Annotated in this window: 16 protein-coding genes; 6 read left to right on the top strand and 10 right to left on the bottom strand. The window is 67.3% G+C overall.

Annotation, left to right across the window (positions count from 1 at the left end; translation table 11 throughout):
• Positions 1 to 18: 18 nt before the first annotated feature.
• The 7 genes from dprA to ruvX all read right to left on the bottom strand — a co-directional run bounded on the left by dprA (position 19) and on the right by ruvX (position 6,958).
• Positions 19 to 1,128, bottom strand: a complete 1,110-nt coding sequence (gene dprA, locus IPK75_12140) for a DNA-protecting protein DprA (GenBank protein ID MBK8199106.1) — start codon at positions 1,126 to 1,128, stop codon at positions 19 to 21.
• A complete protein-coding gene (plsY, locus tag IPK75_12145; GenBank protein ID MBK8199107.1) occupies positions 1,125 to 1,745 on the bottom strand; it encodes a glycerol-3-phosphate 1-O-acyltransferase PlsY in 621 nt (206 codons plus the stop codon). Before plsY ends, dprA begins: the two co-directional genes overlap by 4 nt.
• 79 nt (positions 1,746 to 1,824) lie before the next feature.
• On the bottom strand, positions 1,825 to 3,300 hold the full coding sequence (locus IPK75_12150; protein ID MBK8199108.1) for an MATE family efflux transporter: 1,476 nt from the start codon (positions 3,298 to 3,300) through the stop codon (positions 1,825 to 1,827).
• Entirely contained in the window at positions 3,301 to 4,581 is a 1,281-nt protein-coding gene (gene pyrC / locus IPK75_12155; protein MBK8199109.1) for a dihydroorotase, read from the bottom strand.
• A complete protein-coding gene (locus tag IPK75_12160) occupies positions 4,578 to 5,525 on the bottom strand; it encodes an aspartate carbamoyltransferase catalytic subunit (protein MBK8199110.1) in 948 nt (315 codons plus the stop codon). Before IPK75_12160 ends, pyrC begins: the two co-directional genes overlap by 4 nt.
• Before the next feature lie 54 nt (positions 5,526 to 5,579).
• On the bottom strand, positions 5,580 to 6,506 hold the full coding sequence (locus IPK75_12165) for an AEC family transporter (GenBank protein MBK8199111.1): 927 nt from the start codon (positions 6,504 to 6,506) through the stop codon (positions 5,580 to 5,582).
• Entirely contained in the window at positions 6,503 to 6,958 is a 456-nt protein-coding gene (gene ruvX / locus IPK75_12170; GenBank protein ID MBK8199112.1) for a Holliday junction resolvase RuvX, read from the bottom strand. Before ruvX ends, IPK75_12165 begins: the two co-directional genes overlap by 4 nt.
• A 70-nt stretch (positions 6,959 to 7,028) precedes the next feature.
• On the opposite strand from ruvX, the gene gatC reads away from it, so the two are divergent.
• Entirely contained in the window at positions 7,029 to 7,316 is a 288-nt protein-coding gene (gatC, locus tag IPK75_12175) for an Asp-tRNA(Asn)/Glu-tRNA(Gln) amidotransferase subunit GatC (GenBank protein ID MBK8199113.1), read from the top strand.
• Positions 7,317 to 7,532: 216 nt separating this feature from the next.
• Here the strand turns inward: gatC and IPK75_12180 are convergent, their stop codons facing one another.
• Genes IPK75_12180 through IPK75_12190 form a run of 3 tightly spaced genes read right to left on the bottom strand, consistent with a single transcriptional unit; the run spans position 7,533 to position 9,530 of the window.
• A complete protein-coding gene (locus tag IPK75_12180) occupies positions 7,533 to 8,660 on the bottom strand; it encodes a zinc-binding dehydrogenase (GenBank protein MBK8199114.1) in 1,128 nt (375 codons plus the stop codon).
• A gap of 29 nt (positions 8,661 to 8,689) precedes the next feature.
• A complete protein-coding gene (locus IPK75_12185; GenBank protein ID MBK8199115.1) occupies positions 8,690 to 9,073 on the bottom strand; it encodes an SET domain-containing protein-lysine N-methyltransferase in 384 nt (127 codons plus the stop codon).
• Between the two features lie 40 nt (positions 9,074 to 9,113).
• Positions 9,114 to 9,530 carry a lipoprotein gene (locus tag IPK75_12190; protein MBK8199116.1) on the bottom strand — a complete coding sequence of 139 codons (417 nt, stop codon included), beginning with the start codon at positions 9,528 to 9,530 and terminating at the stop codon, positions 9,114 to 9,116.
• 140 nt (positions 9,531 to 9,670) lie between these two features.
• Between IPK75_12190 and gatA the strand changes: the two genes are divergently transcribed.
• The 5 genes from gatA to IPK75_12215 all read left to right on the top strand — a co-directional run bounded on the left by gatA (position 9,671) and on the right by IPK75_12215 (position 14,352).
• Positions 9,671 to 11,143, top strand: a complete 1,473-nt coding sequence (gene gatA, locus IPK75_12195) for an Asp-tRNA(Asn)/Glu-tRNA(Gln) amidotransferase subunit GatA (GenBank protein ID MBK8199117.1) — start codon at positions 9,671 to 9,673, stop codon at positions 11,141 to 11,143.
• A 10-nt stretch (positions 11,144 to 11,153) separates the two neighbouring features.
• On the top strand, positions 11,154 to 11,453 hold the full coding sequence (locus IPK75_12200) for a hypothetical protein (protein ID MBK8199118.1): 300 nt from the start codon (positions 11,154 to 11,156) through the stop codon (positions 11,451 to 11,453).
• Entirely contained in the window at positions 11,450 to 11,926 is a 477-nt protein-coding gene (locus IPK75_12205; protein MBK8199119.1) for a hypothetical protein, read from the top strand. The genes IPK75_12200 and IPK75_12205 overlap by 4 nt, the downstream gene beginning before the upstream one ends.
• A gap of 149 nt (positions 11,927 to 12,075) precedes the next feature.
• The gene (gene gatB, locus IPK75_12210) at positions 12,076 to 13,584 is read left to right on the top strand and encodes an Asp-tRNA(Asn)/Glu-tRNA(Gln) amidotransferase subunit GatB (protein MBK8199120.1); all 1,509 of its coding nucleotides are present in this window, start codon (positions 12,076 to 12,078) and stop codon (positions 13,582 to 13,584) included.
• A gap of 108 nt (positions 13,585 to 13,692) precedes the next feature.
• Positions 13,693 to 14,352, top strand: a complete 660-nt coding sequence (locus IPK75_12215) for a hypothetical protein (protein MBK8199121.1) — start codon at positions 13,693 to 13,695, stop codon at positions 14,350 to 14,352.
• The last annotated feature ends 29 nt before the right edge of the window (positions 14,353 to 14,381 follow it).

Raw genomic sequence — 14,381 nt, forward strand, 5'->3', positions numbered from 1 at the left:
CTTGCGGGCCACAGGCCGTCAGACCGCCCGCGCCACCAGCCCGCCCGGATACGACAGCGCTTCGCCCGCCAGTTCCAGCTCCATCAGCACGGCGCTGCATTGCGCAGCCGTAAGCCCCGCGGCGCGCGCAATCTCGTCGATCGGCATCGGATGCGGGCTGAGGGCCTGCCTCACCCGGGCGACCTGGTCCTCCGGCAGCGCTCCGTCCGGCCCGTCTGCATGGAACGCCGGCGGGGGCGGGGCGGCCACATGCAGCGCCGGCAGGCCCGCCAGCACTTCCAGCACGTCGGCCGCATGGCGCACCAGCACCGCGCCCTGGCGGATCAGCCCGTTGGTGCCGGCGGCGCGCGGATCGAGCGGCGATCCCGGCACCGCCATGATCTCGCGCCCCTGTTCACCGGCCATCCGCGCCGAAATCAGCGAGCCCGAGCGCTCCGCCGCCTCCACCACGACCGTGCCGCGCGCCAGCCCGGTGATGATGCGATTGCGGCGCGGAAAATCCTGCGCCCGCGCCTTGTAGCCCGCCGGGCTCTCCGAGACGATCAGGCCCTGTTCGGCGATCTCGCGGTAGAGGCGCTCGTGCTGGGGCGGGTAGATGTGGTCGATTCCGCCGCCCAGCACCGCCACCGTCCCCGTCGCGAGGCTGGCCGTATGCGCCTCGCCGTCGATACCCAGGGCGAGGCCCGAGACCACCACCAGCCCCGCGCGCCCGAGTTCGCCCGCCATGTCGCGTGCAATCTTCCGGCCTGCCGCCGACGCATTGCGCGCGCCGACAATCGCCACCGATTCCGGCCGCGCCAGCGCCGCGTCGCCCAGCAGCACGAGCAGGGGCGGCGGCGGGTCGAGTGCCGTGAGCAGTTTCGGGAAGTCCGGCTCGCAACTGGCGATCAGCCGGGCGCCGAGGCGCTGCGTGGCCGCGATCTCGTCCTCGATCACCGCAACCGGCGGCAGCGCGATGTGCCGCCCCTTGGCAACGCGGCCTGCAATGTCGGGCAGGGCCGCAAGCGCGTCGGTCGCATTTCCGAAACGCTCGATCAGGCGCGCGAAGGTGAGGGGGCCGATATTCGGTGTGCGGACGAGGCGGACCCAGTCGCGCCGTTCGGCGTCGCTCAGCCGCTTCAGCCTCATGCGTCCGGTTTGGCTTTCGCAGATCCGAAGCGCGGCTCGGTGCCGTTGAGCAGGCGGCTGATGTTCGCCCGGTGCGTCCAGAACACGAGCACCGAGAGCAAGGCCAACCCGCCGAGCACAACCGGATTGCGTTCACCCAGCAGATACGCCCCCGGCGGCACCGCCACCGCCGCGCACAGCGCGGACAGCGACGAAATCCGCGTCAGCGCGAACACGCCAAGCCAGACCGGCGCGCCGATCAGCAGCCCCTTCAGCGGCGTGATGAAGATCAGCAGCCCTGCGTAGGTCGCAACGCCCTTGCCGCCCTTGAAGCCCAGCCAGAGCGGATAGCAATGGCCGATGAATGCGCTGGCGCCAGCAACGACCCCGGCCTCGGGGCCGGCCATCATCGAAAAGCCGAGCGCTGCCAGGCCCGCCTTCAGGCTGTCGAGCAGGAACGTGGCGAGCGCCAGATCCTTGCGCCCGGTCCGCAGCACGTTGGTCGCGCCGATGCTCTTCGAGCCGATGTCACGGATGTCCCCGAGCCCGGCGGCCCGGACAATGACCAGCCCGAACGGGATCGAACCGGCGAGGTAGCCGGCCAGCGAGGCAAGCGCAAAGATGGCCCATTCCGGCATTGTGCGAAGTCCTCACCCGTCCCTGTTGGCGCAAGGTTTAAGGGGCGGGGCGAGGGCGGACAAGGCCCCTTGTGCCCGCCTAGTCCTCGCGCCGCCGGGCCGGGCTGGCCACGGTCGCCCCCGGCGCACCCGCCGTCTCGCCCGAGGCGGCGGCCGCCAGCGCGGACGCCTCGGCCGAATCCCCGTCCGGCACGCGCATGTCGCGTTCCTCGCGCCAGTCGCCGAACGTGTAGAGCAGCGCCGCCAGCACCATCGTCGCGATCGTGCCCGCCGGAAAGCTCAGCCAGATCGCATCCGCGCCCAGCCATGCCTGCAGGCCGTAGGCAAAGCCGAGGCGCACCGGGAACATCGACACGAACAGGATGATCAGTGGCCAGAGCACCTGTCCATTCGCCCGCACGGTCGCGAACAGCACCATCGTCACCGCAAACGGCACGAAGCCCCAGGTCACCAGCCGCGTGATGTGTTGCCCGATCGCGATGGCCTCGCTGCCGCTGCCGAGGAACAGCGTCATCGCCGCCCGGTCGGCCAGCATCAGCACCACGATCAGGATGCCGGTCAGGCCGACATTGTAGAGAATGCCCAGCCGCGTGATCTGCGCCACCCGGTCCCAGCGCCCCGCGCCAATGTTCTGCGCGGCCATCGCGCTCACTGCCGCGCCAATCGCCATCGCCGGCATCTGCACATAGGTCCACAGCTGCTGCGTCGCGCCAAAGGCGGCGGTCGTATGCACGCCCTGCTGGTTCACCAGCGACATCATCGCCAGCAGCGAACCGGACAGCACGATCATCTGCAAGCCCATCGGCAGTCCCTTGACCACCATGAGCCGCAGGATCCCCATGTCGGGCTTGAGGTAAGCGAGTTCCGCGCCGCGCAGGCGCAAGGGCAGGTCTCGCCGGTAGACGTAAACGAACATCGCCGCGAGGCTGATATAGTTCGCCACCGCCATCGCCAGCGCCGAGCCGCCGATGCCAAGGCGCGGCAACGGCCCCAGTCCCAGTATGAAGACCGGGTTGAGACCCGCGCACAACACCACCGCTAGTGCCATGAAGATCAGAGGCGTCACCGCGTCGCCGCTCCCGCGCAGCGCCATCATCACCATTGTCATGATCAGGATGGCGGGCAGGGCGAGGAACACGACCTGCAGGAAATCCTGCGCCAGCGGCACCACGCTCGCCGGTGTCTCGAGGAGTGCGAGCAGCGAAGGCGAGAGGAACCAGCCCGCGACCCCCAGCAGTACCGAAACAGGCAGGAACGTGCCGACCACCGTCCCCACAACCCGGCGTGCGGCAATCACGTCCTCGCGCCCCATCGACTGACCGATGAGAATGGTGGAGGCCATGCCGAAGCCGAACACGAAAGCCGTCAGCAGGAACACGACGATGTTGCCGTTGGTGGTCGCCGCGACCGCATTCTCGCCCAGCAACCGGCCCACCCAGATCGTATCGATGGAGCCGTTTGCCGATTGCAGGACCGATGACATCAGCGTTGGCAACGCAAAGGCGATCAAGGCCGGACCAATCGGCCCCTCGGTGAGGTTGTTCTTCGGACGCACTTACCGCTCGAACACCGTCTTCCCGGCAACAAACGTCCGCGTCACGCGGCCTTGCAGGCGGCGCCCGTCAAACGGCGAGTTCTTGGAGCGCGAGAGCAGTTCATCCCGCTCGCAGAGCCAGGGCTTGCCGGGGTCGAACAGGATCAGGTCGGCCGGTGCGCCTTTCTCGATCCGTCCCTGCGCGAGGCCGAGGATCGAGGCTGGCCCGATTGTCACCGGCGCCAGCGCCTCCAGCAGCGTCAGTTCCTCTTCCGCCACCAGCGTCAGCAGGCAGGGCAGCACCGTCTCGAGTCCCGCCGCGCCAAAGCTCGCCTCGCCGAAGGGCAGGCGCTTTTCCTCCGGGGGCTGAGGATCGTGCGCGGAGACAACCGCATTGATCGAGCCTTCCTTCAGCGACTGGACAAGCGTCTTGCGCGCCTGCTCCGTCCGGAAGGGCGGGTTGACCTTGCAGTAGGTGAGGTAGTCGCCGACGTCGAGCTCGTTGAAGAACAGCGAATGCGCCGCCACCGTCGTGAACACTTTTGCGCCGCGCCCGCGCGCAATGTCTGCCACGTCCAGCGTCCGCTGGCTCGTCACCTGGTCGAGGATCAGCGTGCAGCCCGTCTGCTCGGCCAGCGTCACGTCGCGCATCGCGCCAAGCCATTCCGCCTCGATGGGAATGCCCGACAGGCCATTGCGCGCTGCGAAGTCGCCCGCATTCATCACGCCGCTGCCAGCCAGCGTGCGGTCGTCCGGCCGCGACATCACGATTGCCCCGCGGCTCGCCGCATAGGTCATCGCGCGCTTCATCACCTGCGCGCTCGCAACCGGCCAGTCGCCGTTCGTGAACAGTACCGCCCCGGCTTCCGCCATCAGGCCGATCTCGGCCATTGCCTCGCCAGCAAGGCCCAGCGTCAATCCGCCCGCTGGATAGACGCGCGCAAACGCCGTCTCGCGCCCGCGCTCCGCAATGAACTGCACCAGCGCCACATCATCGATCACCGGCCGCGTGTCCGGCATCACCACGAGGCTGGTGATCCCGCCCGCCAGCGCCGCGCGCGAGGCGGTGGCCAGTGTTTCCTTGTGCTCCTCGCCCGGCTCGCCCGTCTTGGCGCGCAGGTCGATCAGCCCCGGCGAGAGGCAGAGCCCGCCTGCGTCGATGGTTTCCTTCGCGTCCTTGAACGACACGCCCGTCCCGGTGCGCACTTCCCGGATGACGCCTTTGTCGACCCACACGCCGCCCGGCGCGTCGGTGCCCGTGGCCGGGTCGATGATCCGTGCATTGACAATCTCGAGGCTCATGTGCGGCCTCCCGCCAGCAGGTGCAGCACCGCCTCGCGCACCGCGACGCCCATCTCCACCTGCTGCGTGATCACCGAGCGTTCACCGTCGGCGATCGAGCTTTCGATCTCGACACCCCGGTTCATCGGCCCGGGATGCATCACCGTCACATCCTCTTTCGCCAGCGCCAGCCGGTCCGCCGTCAGCCCGAAATACCGGAAATACTCGCGCCGGCTCGGCAGGAAGCTGCCATTCATCCGTTCCAGCTGCAGGCGCAACATCATCACGACATCCGCGCCCGGCAGCACTGCATCGAAGTTGTAGCCCGCGCTCTCCGCGCCCCATGTCTCCGTACCCGGAGGGATCAGCGTGCGCGGCCCGCACAGGTGCACGCGCGCACCCATCAGGTGCAGCGCCATCGTCGTCGAGCGCGCCACCCGGCTGTGCGCAATGTCGCCGCAGATCACGACCTTCAGGCCTTCGATGCGGCCCTTCACGCGGCGGATCGTCAACAGGTCCAGCAGCGCCTGCGTCGGGTGCTCGTGCGTGCCGTCCCCGGCATTGATCACCGCGCAGTCGACCTTGCGCGAAAGCAGCTTCGCCCCGCCGGAGGCCGAGTGGCGCACCACCAGCGCGTCCGGGCGCATCGCGTTCAGCGTCATCGCCGTGTCGATCAGCGTTTCGCCCTTCTTCACCGAAGAGTTCGCGACCGGCATCGACACCACGTCCGCCCCGAGCCGGCGGGCCGCAATCTCGAAGCTCGACATGGTCCGCGTCGAGTTCTCGAAAAACAGGTTAACCACGGTCCGGTCCTTCAGGATCGGTTCCGGCCGCTTGCCCGCGCGCGTGGCCTCGGCGTAGGTGTCCGCCAGGTCCAGAATGTGTGCAATATCAAGGGGGTGAAGGCCTTCGATTCCGAGCAGATGGTCGTGCCGGAAGGTGTAGTCTGCGTGCGCCGCTGCCATGAAGGCCCCTTCGATTTGCGGCGGTTTAGGGGGGATTCCCCGCCGGGGCAAGCCTCACACCGCGCCAATCCAGAGGATCAGCGCCCAGGTCAGCGGCAGGGTCAGCGCGGCCAGCGTGGTCTGCGCCGCGATCAGGTTTGCCGCCAGCGTCGTGTCGCCGCCCAGTTCACGCGCCAGCACGAACGAGTTCGGCGCGGTCGGCGTCGCCGCGCAGAGCAGGGCGACGGCCAGGGGCAGGCCGCTCAGCCCGATGGCGAGGCCAATGCCCAGCACCAGCGCCGGCAGGCCGGCCAGCCGCACCAGCGACCAGGTGAACGTCTTAAGCCCCGCCCGCTTGAGCGCGCCGAGATCGACGCCCGACCCCGCGCTCAAAAGGCCCAGCGCAATCGCTGCATTCGCCAGCATCTTCAGCGTCTCGTCGGCGATCACCGGCAGGTCGACATGGAACCCCGCAAGCCCGATCCCGATCAGGCACGCATAGATCAGCGGGTTGCGCGTCAGCGCCAGCAGCGGACGCGGCGCGCTGCCCGGCGGATGCTCGGCATGGCTGACCAGCGCATAGACCGAAATCACGTTCGCCAGCGGGATCATCGCCGCCGCCGCGAGGCTCACCAGCGCGAGGCCCTCGTCGCCGAACAACAGTCCGCCCAGCGACAGGCCGATGATCGTGTTCCAGCGCACGTTGGACTGGATGATCGTGCCCACTGCCGGCGTGCGGATGTTCGGCCAGAACGTCGCGACCAGCCCGAACCCGCCCAGCACCAGCTGCGCCGCCATCAGCGCGCCCAGCATCGCCCACGGCGCATGGTCGAAGTCCGCATTCGCCAGCGCCCGCACGATCAGCGCCGGCAGCAGCACCAGGAACGACAACCGGTCGAGGCCCCGGAACGCATCCGCCGAGATGAACTTCATCCGTACAAGGAACTGGCCGAGCGCGACCACCAGCATCACCGGCACGAGCGCGACAAGGAACGAGGTCATGCGCCCGCTTCCATCCGCCCGAGCGCCGCGCGCAGGATCATCGCCGCCGCCATCGCGTCCACCCGGTCAGACCGGCGCTGCTCGGTGAAGGACAGCTCCCGCATCACCTCGTCGGCCGCCACGGTCGAATACCGCTCGTCCTGGAACGCCACCGGAATGTCGCGCGCCTTCAAGAGGTTCGACACCAGCGTGCGCACCGACTGCACGCGCGGCCCCTGCGTGCCGTCCGTGTTGAGGGGCAGGCCGACCACCAGCCCGACCGCGCCGCGCTCGTCATAGAGCGCCAGCAGCCGTTCGAGGGCAGGGGCCAGCTTCTCCTTGCGGATCGTCTCCACCGGGCTTGCCAGGATCCGGCTCGCATCCGTCGCCGCCACGCCCAGCGTCTTCGTGCCGGGGTCCAGCCCCAGCAGCACGCCCTTCTGCGGCAGGTCAAACAGGTCCACGACAGCCATCGCCGGGCACATACCGCCTTGAAGCGGCTTTGCCTATGGCGTAATCGGGCCCCACAAGAGGAGCTTCCCCATGAGCGTCACCCGCGACGACGTCCGCAAAGTTGCCCGCCTGTCCCGCATTGCGGTGCCGGAAGAGCGCCTCGACGAACTCGCTGGTGAGCTGAACGGCATCCTCGGCTGGATCGACCAGCTGAACGAAGTCGACGTCGAGGGCGTCGATCCGATGACCTCGGTGGTCGAGACCAAGCTCCCGATGCGCGAAGACGTCGTCACCGACGGCAACATCCAGGACCAGGTCCTCGCCAATGCCCCCCGCACCGACCACGGCTTCTTCGTCGTCCCGAAGTCGGTCGAGTAGGGGCTCGTCCCCGAAGCTAACCCTGAGCGAAGTCGAAGGATGAAGCGGGCGCACCAACGTTCCCGCAGACCCCATGCTTGGACTTCGCTCAGCACGAACCCGACCTTCACCTCGCCACGGTGTCATCCCGGCGAAAGCCGGGACCCAGACTTTGAAGTTGATACTGGGTCCCGGCTTTCGCCGGGATGACACGCCGAGAGGGCGAAGATTTCAATCCTACTTGCTCGGATTGATTAGGTACTTCTCGCCGGTCGCCTTGGCGTTGTAGGCCTGCAGCGTCTTCAGATCGAGCGCCTCGGCCAGCGAGATTTCCGCCGTGTAGTGGCTGGCGAACGTCGTCGTCAGTTCGTCCACCACGCGCTGGCGCATCTTGGCGCGCACCTGCGGGCCGGCCTTCTGCAGGAACGGCGTCAACAGGAACCCGCCGAGCTTCCAGGCAAAGCCGACGCCCGGCGGCACGATGGTCGGTCCCATGTCGAGGCGGCCATAGATGTAGACCTGCGTCTCCTTGCCGGAGCCGTAGCGGCTGAACTCTTTCATGTTGCGGCTCGCCGCCGCTTCCATCGCCACCAGCAGCTGCCCGGCCAGCGGCCCGCCGCCGATCGCGTCAAACGCCAGCGTCGCGCCGGTCTCCGCCAGCTTGTCGATCAGCTCTTCCATGAATTTCGGCGAGGAGGAGTCGACGATATGCTTGGCGCCGATGTCTCGCAGGATCTTCGCCTGCTCTTCCTTGCGCACGATGTTGACCAGCTCCACCCCGTCCTTGAGGCAGATCTTGTTCAGCATCTGGCCGAGGTTCGAGGCAGCCGCCGTATGCACCAGCGCCGTGTGGCCTTCCGCCTTCATCGTCTCGACAAAGGCGAGCGCCGTCAGCGGGTTCACGAAGCAGGAGGCGCCGTCGCGCGCCGAGGTGCCATCCGGCAGCGGCAGCACCTGCGCCACGTTCAAAAGGCGGTACTGCGAATACATCTCGCCGCCGAGGCCGGCGACCATCTTGCCAAGCAGCGCCTGCGCGGCCGGCGAAGAGCCCGCCTTCACCACGACACCGGCGCCCTCGTTGCCGACCGGCATCGACTGGTCGAGCCGAGGCTTCATCACGCGCAGCGCCGCCTGCGGCACCGCCGCGGTGATCACCGGGCGGTCCTTCGTACCGGACTGCTTTGCCGTCGACAGGTCGGCCGCGCCGACCAGCAGGCCAAGGTCCGACGGGTTGATCGGCGTCGCCTGCACTTCGATCAGCACGTCATCCGGGCCCGGCTCCGGCACCAGCACCTCTTCCAGTGACAGTTCCAGTTCCCCGGACGAGCGCACAAGGCTGCGCAGTTGAAGGGCGGTCTTCGGCATCGGGTCTTCCTCCTGTGGGCCGCGGGCGGTCAGATCGCCTCTTCGGCAAACTCCTCATAATCAATGAGAATTTCGTCTCCCGCCTTCAGGGCGGTGCGCGCGGTCAACCTCACGGTTTGCGCGCCCGCGTCAACCGTAAAGTCGGCATTGGCCTTGCTGCTGTGGTTGCACATCGAGATCTCCCCGAACGCCACCGCCGCCCGGATCGCGCCGTCGGCGCGCTCATCGACATAGAAAACGTAGTGGTAGAGCCGCGTTGCCTTCAGCGTCTCGGTGTCTTCGTGGGAGAGCACCAGCAGGGGATAGGTGCCGATCTCGGCCCCCGCCGGAAGGCGAACCGAAGCAAACAATCCGCGGCCATGCAGGGGCGAGGTGCGAACCTCGGCGCGGGCCCCTCCGTCTGGTGCAAGCATGGCGCGTGTCTAGCACGCGCCGATGCCCGCGCCAGCGGGGTCAGGCGGGATTTTCTTCAGCCTTCTTGGCGTCCTTGTCCCAGTTGTAGATGTTCCTGATCATGCACCGGCGCGACCCGAAGGTTTCCCCGAAGGTCGAGGCGATGATGATGGAATCGCCCGGCGTCAGGCAGCTGGTGGAATTGTCGAGGGCAATCGATTCGGCATTGTCGAGGTCGAGGCAGGTGCCCGTCACCTCGACCATGTAGCGCTTCTTGCCGTCGTGCAGCAGCACCGTGCTGCGGTCGTTCATGCTGAACCCGTCGATGCTCGACGCGAAACAGACCTTGTTGGTCTCCTCGCCAAGGCGGGGATCGTCGGCATACTGGGCGATCCCGCGCGGGCTGGGTTCAGCCGGGGTGCTCGTGCAGCCCGCGAGCGTTGCAGCCGCGACGGCGGCGAAAATGACCTGTTTCATGGCGTTGTCCTCTTCCGCAGTATCCCACACGCTCCGCCAGTGTGCGCTGCCCCGCGCCCGGCTGCAATCACCTCACGGAGACTTGAACTTTTGCCGCCGGGGCCGTAGCAGGCGGGGCTTCACTCCAAGGACGTGTCCCGATGACCGATCTCACCGCCCTGACCCTCGCCGAAGCGCTGGACGGGCTGGAATCGAAGCAGTTTTCCTCGGTCGAGCTGACGGAGGCCTTCAACGCCGCCATCCAGGGCGCCCGCGTGCTCAACGCCTTCGTGGTCGAAACGCCGGAAAAAGCGCTCGAGATGGCCAAGGCCTCGGACGCCCGCCGCGCCAAGGGCAAGGCCGGCAAGCTCGACGGCGCCCCGCTCGGCATCAAGGACCTCTACTGCACCAAGGGTGTCCGCACGACCGCCTGCTCGGGCATCCTCGGCGAGTTCACGCCCACCTACGAGTCCACCGTCACCCAGAACCTCTGGGACGAAGGCGCCGTCATGCTCGGCAAGCTCAACATGGACGAGTTCGCGATGGGCTCCTCCAACGAGACCTCGCATTTCGGCAACGTCATCAACCCGTGGCGCCGCAAGGGCGACAACCAGGGCCTCACCCCCGGTGGCTCGTCGGGCGGATCGGCCTCCTCGGTCGCCGCCAACCTCTGCCTTGCCGCCACCGCCTCCGACACCGGCGGCTCGATCCGCCAGCCCGCCGCCTTCACCGGCACCGTCGGCATCAAGCCGACCTATGGCCGCGCCAGCCGCTACGGCATGGTCGCCTTCGCCTCCTCGCTCGACCAGGCCGGCCCGATCACCAAGACCGTCGAAGACAGCGCCATCCTCCTCGAAGTGATGTGCAGCCACGACCCGAAGGACTCCACCTCCCTCGACATCAAGACGCCCGACTGGCGGAAAGATGTCCGCAAGGGCGTGAAAGGCATGAAGATCGGTATCCCGAAGGAATACCGTATTGAAGGCCTCTCCGAGGAGATTGACGCGCTCTGGCAGCAGGGCATCAAGTGGCTGAAGGCCGCCGGCGCCGAGATCGTCGACATCTCCCTTCCGCACACGAAGTATGCGCTGCCCGCCTACTACATCGTCGCGCCCGCCGAAGCCTCGTCCAACCTCGCCCGCTATGACGGCATGCGCTACGGCGCCCGCGTCGAGGGCGCGAACCTGACCGGCACCTATGAAGGCACGCGCGCTTCCGGCTTCGGCAAGGAAGTCCAGCGCCGCCTGATGATCGGCACCTATGTGCTCTCGTCCGGCTATTACGACGCCTACTACCTGCGCGCCCAGAAAGTCCGTACCAAGATCTTCCAGGACTTCGTCGAGGCCTTCAAGACCTGCGACGCGATCCTGACGCCGGCCTGTCCGTCGCCCGCTTTCGCCTTCGGTGAAAAGTCCGGCGACCCGATCGAGATGTACCTCAACGACGTCTTCACGGTCACCGCGAACCTTGCCGGATTGCCCGGCATCGCCGTTCCGGCCGGCCTCTCCGCCAACGGCCTGCCGCTCGGCCTGCAGGTCATCGGCAAGGCCCTCGACGAGAGCGCCTGCTTCCGCGTCGGCGGCGCCCTGGAAGACGCAGCCGGCTTCGTGGCCAAACCGGAGAAGTGGTGGTAGTTCTACCTCCATGAGCCGCTGGATACGCATCGCGTTCGGTCTGGGCCTCGTCGTTCTGGCGATCGGCCTCTACCTCGCGCCCCACTTCACCTACACCAACGAGACGCAGGGCGAGGCCCTCGTCTTCGTGCCCGTCGGCCTGCTCGCCGGCATTGCCCTCATCGGCCTCGCCATCGCCGCCACCGGCTTCATCGACATCGACGGCTCGGACGCGCGCTTGAAGGCCGAGTTCGATGCCATACCTTACAAGAACCGGGCCGAGGCTTCCGAAACGCCCCCCGGGCGCGCCCCCGGAGACAACAGCCCGTGACCCGCTACCTTGTCCTTTTCGTCGTGCTGGTTGCCATCGGCCTCGCCATGATGGCGGCGATCCTCGCGCAGTATGGCTACAGCCTGTTCGACCCCGAAATGCGCATGATGGTGGCCGTCGCCGTCGCGGTGGCCGCCTATGTCGCCTGGCGCATCTCGACACTGCTGAAGAACCGCCGCAACGACCTCTCCGGCCGTCCGGCCCCTGGCGGCGCGGGGCAGGGCAAGCTCGCCGGCTTGTTCGCGCCGAAAAAGAGCGCCGCCCATGAGGCCCGCGAGGCCTCGCTCGAAGCCCGCCGCCGCAAGCTGATCGAAGAGGGCAAGCTGGAGCCCGAAGAGGCCCCGCCGCCACCGCCGCCCCCGGCCGCAGAAGGCGAAAAGCCGACCCGCGTCGCCGCCGATGCCCCGATCAAGGACCGCATGGCCGCCCGCGCCGAACGCGTCCGCCTTGCCAAGGAACAGGGCAAAATCTGAACGCAGAGGCTTTGCAGCGCCCTGTTTTCTTGTCATCCCGGCGAAAGCCGGGACCCAGTTAGCCCCGCCGCGCTGCTTCCCGCTGGATCCCGGCTTTCGCCGGGATGACAAGCCGGGTAAGGAACCCGAAATACCCTGAGGACCGACCGATGACCGACAGACCTACCTTCCGCATCAAGGGCGAAACCGGCGACTGGGAAGTCGTCATGGGGCTGGAAATCCACGCCCAGGTCGCCTCCAATGCGAAGCTGTTCTCCGGCGCGGCCACCACCTTCGGCGCAGACCCGAACTGCAACGTCTCGCTCGTCGACGCCGCCATGCCGGGCATGCTGCCGGTCATCAACAGGTTCTGCGTCGAGCAGGCGATCCGGACCGGCCTCGGCCTCAAGGCCAGGATCAACACCTGGAGCCGCTTCGACCGGAAGAACTACTTCTACCCGGACCTGCCGCAAGGCTACCAGATATCCCAGTTCGCCCACCCGATCGTCGGCGAGGGCGAGATCGAGGTCGACGTCGAAGTTCCGGGCAAGGAGGATTACGCCTTCACCTGCCGCATCGAGCGCCTGCACCTCGAACAGGATGCCGGCAAGTCGATCCACGACATGGACCCGAACGCCACCTATGTGGACCTCAACCGCTCCGGCGTCGCCCTCATGGAAATCGTCTCCAAGCCTGACGTGCGCTCGCCCGCCGAGGCCGCCGCCTATGTCAAGAAACTGCGCGCCATCGTCATCGCGCTCGGCACCTGCGACGGCGACATGGAGAAGGGCAACCTGCGCGCCGACGTGAACGTCTCCGTCTGCCGCCCCGGCGCCTACGAGAAGTTCCGGGAAACCGGCGATTTCAAACACCTCGGCACGCGCTGCGAGCTGAAGAACATGAACTCCTACCGCTTCATCCAGCAGGCCATCGAATACGAGGCGCGCCGCCAGATCGAGATCATCGAAAGCGGCGGCAAGGTCGATCAGGAAACCCGCCTGTTCGACGCCGTGAAAGGCGAGACCCGCTCGATGCGCTCCAAGGAAGACGCGCACGACTACCGCTATTTCCCGGATCCTGACCTCCTGCCGCTCGAATTCGAGCAGGCCTGGATCGAGGACATCCGCAAATCGCTGCCCGAACTTCCGGACCAGAAGCGCGCCCGCTTCGAGAAGGACTACGGCCTCTCGCGTTACGACGCCGGCGTTCTCACGTCCGACGCCGACAAGGCCGAGTACTACGAAACCGTCGCCAAGGGCCGCGATCCGAAACTCGCCGCCAACTGGGTCACGCAGGAACTCTTCGGCTACCTCAACAAGGAAGGCCTGGAGCTCGCTGACAGCCCCGTCTCGGCCTCCGCGCTCGGCGGCCTGATCGGCCTCATCTCGGACAACACGATAAGCGGCAAGATCGCCAAGGACGTCTTTGCCCGGATGATCGCGGGTGAGGGCGAGGCTGGCGCCATCGTCGAGAAACACGGCCTGAAACAGGTCACCGACACCGGCGCCATCGAGAAGGTCGTCGACGAGATCATCGCGGCAAACCCCGAACAGGTCGCCAAGGTGAAGGACAAGCCGCAGACCCTCGGCTGGTTCGTCGGCCAGGTGATGAAAGCCTCGGGCGGCAAGGCCAACCCGCAGGCCGTCAACGACATCCTGAAAGCCAAGCTCGGACTCTGACCGGCTTACGCAACGCTTTGCCGGAAAATAATCCAGCAAAAGCAAACGTGTAAAACTAATTTCAGGAAACTTACGCAACACCCCTGCGGCCGGCCTTATACTGGCCGCATGACCGCACCCGCCCCGCCTGATCCGTTGACGGACCTTCTGCGCGCCACACCGCGCGGCGCCGCAATGTTCCTTGCGGCCGAGGCACGCACGCGGCTGCGCGAAGCCGCCGGGCTAACCCCCGCGATCCTCAAGGCTATACTCCTTACCCTGATCATTCCGGCCGAAGCGCTCGCCCGCCGTATCATCCTGGCGGTTGCTGCGCGCCTGCCCATGCCGGTGCCCCCTTCGCCGCGTGCGCCGTCAGCGCCGGCCGGGTGCAAAGCCCCGCTGCCGCCGGCCGCGCCTTCCTACGGCAATCTGAAGCCCGCTTTCCGCATGCTGGAAACCCCGCCCGCCGTCCGGGCTGGCGCCTCGCCGAAGCCGGCGGCAAACAGCGCCCCCGGTAAAGCCGCCTCCGTCCGCGATCCCGCCGAGCGTCTCGCGCTCCAGGTCTTCCGCCGGTTGAACGCCGTCATCCACGCGCTCGACTATACAACGGCCGAAGCCCGCCGCTTCCTGCGCCGCCGTGCCGCCAAAGGCGAGACCGCCCCGCCGCTCGCCTTCGGCGCGCCGCCCGGCCTCGAGGCAGCCGCGCTCGATCCCGTTCTGTCGGCCTGCCTATTGCGCAGCGATGCCGAGGCCGAAACGGCCTGGGCACAACTCTGCAACACCAGCTGACAGCGCGCCCGTTACGAACCTCAGCCCCC

Source organism: Acidobacteriota bacterium (genome assembly GCA_016712445.1).
Taxonomy (GTDB): domain Bacteria; phylum Pseudomonadota; class Alphaproteobacteria; order Caulobacterales; family Hyphomonadaceae; genus Hyphomonas.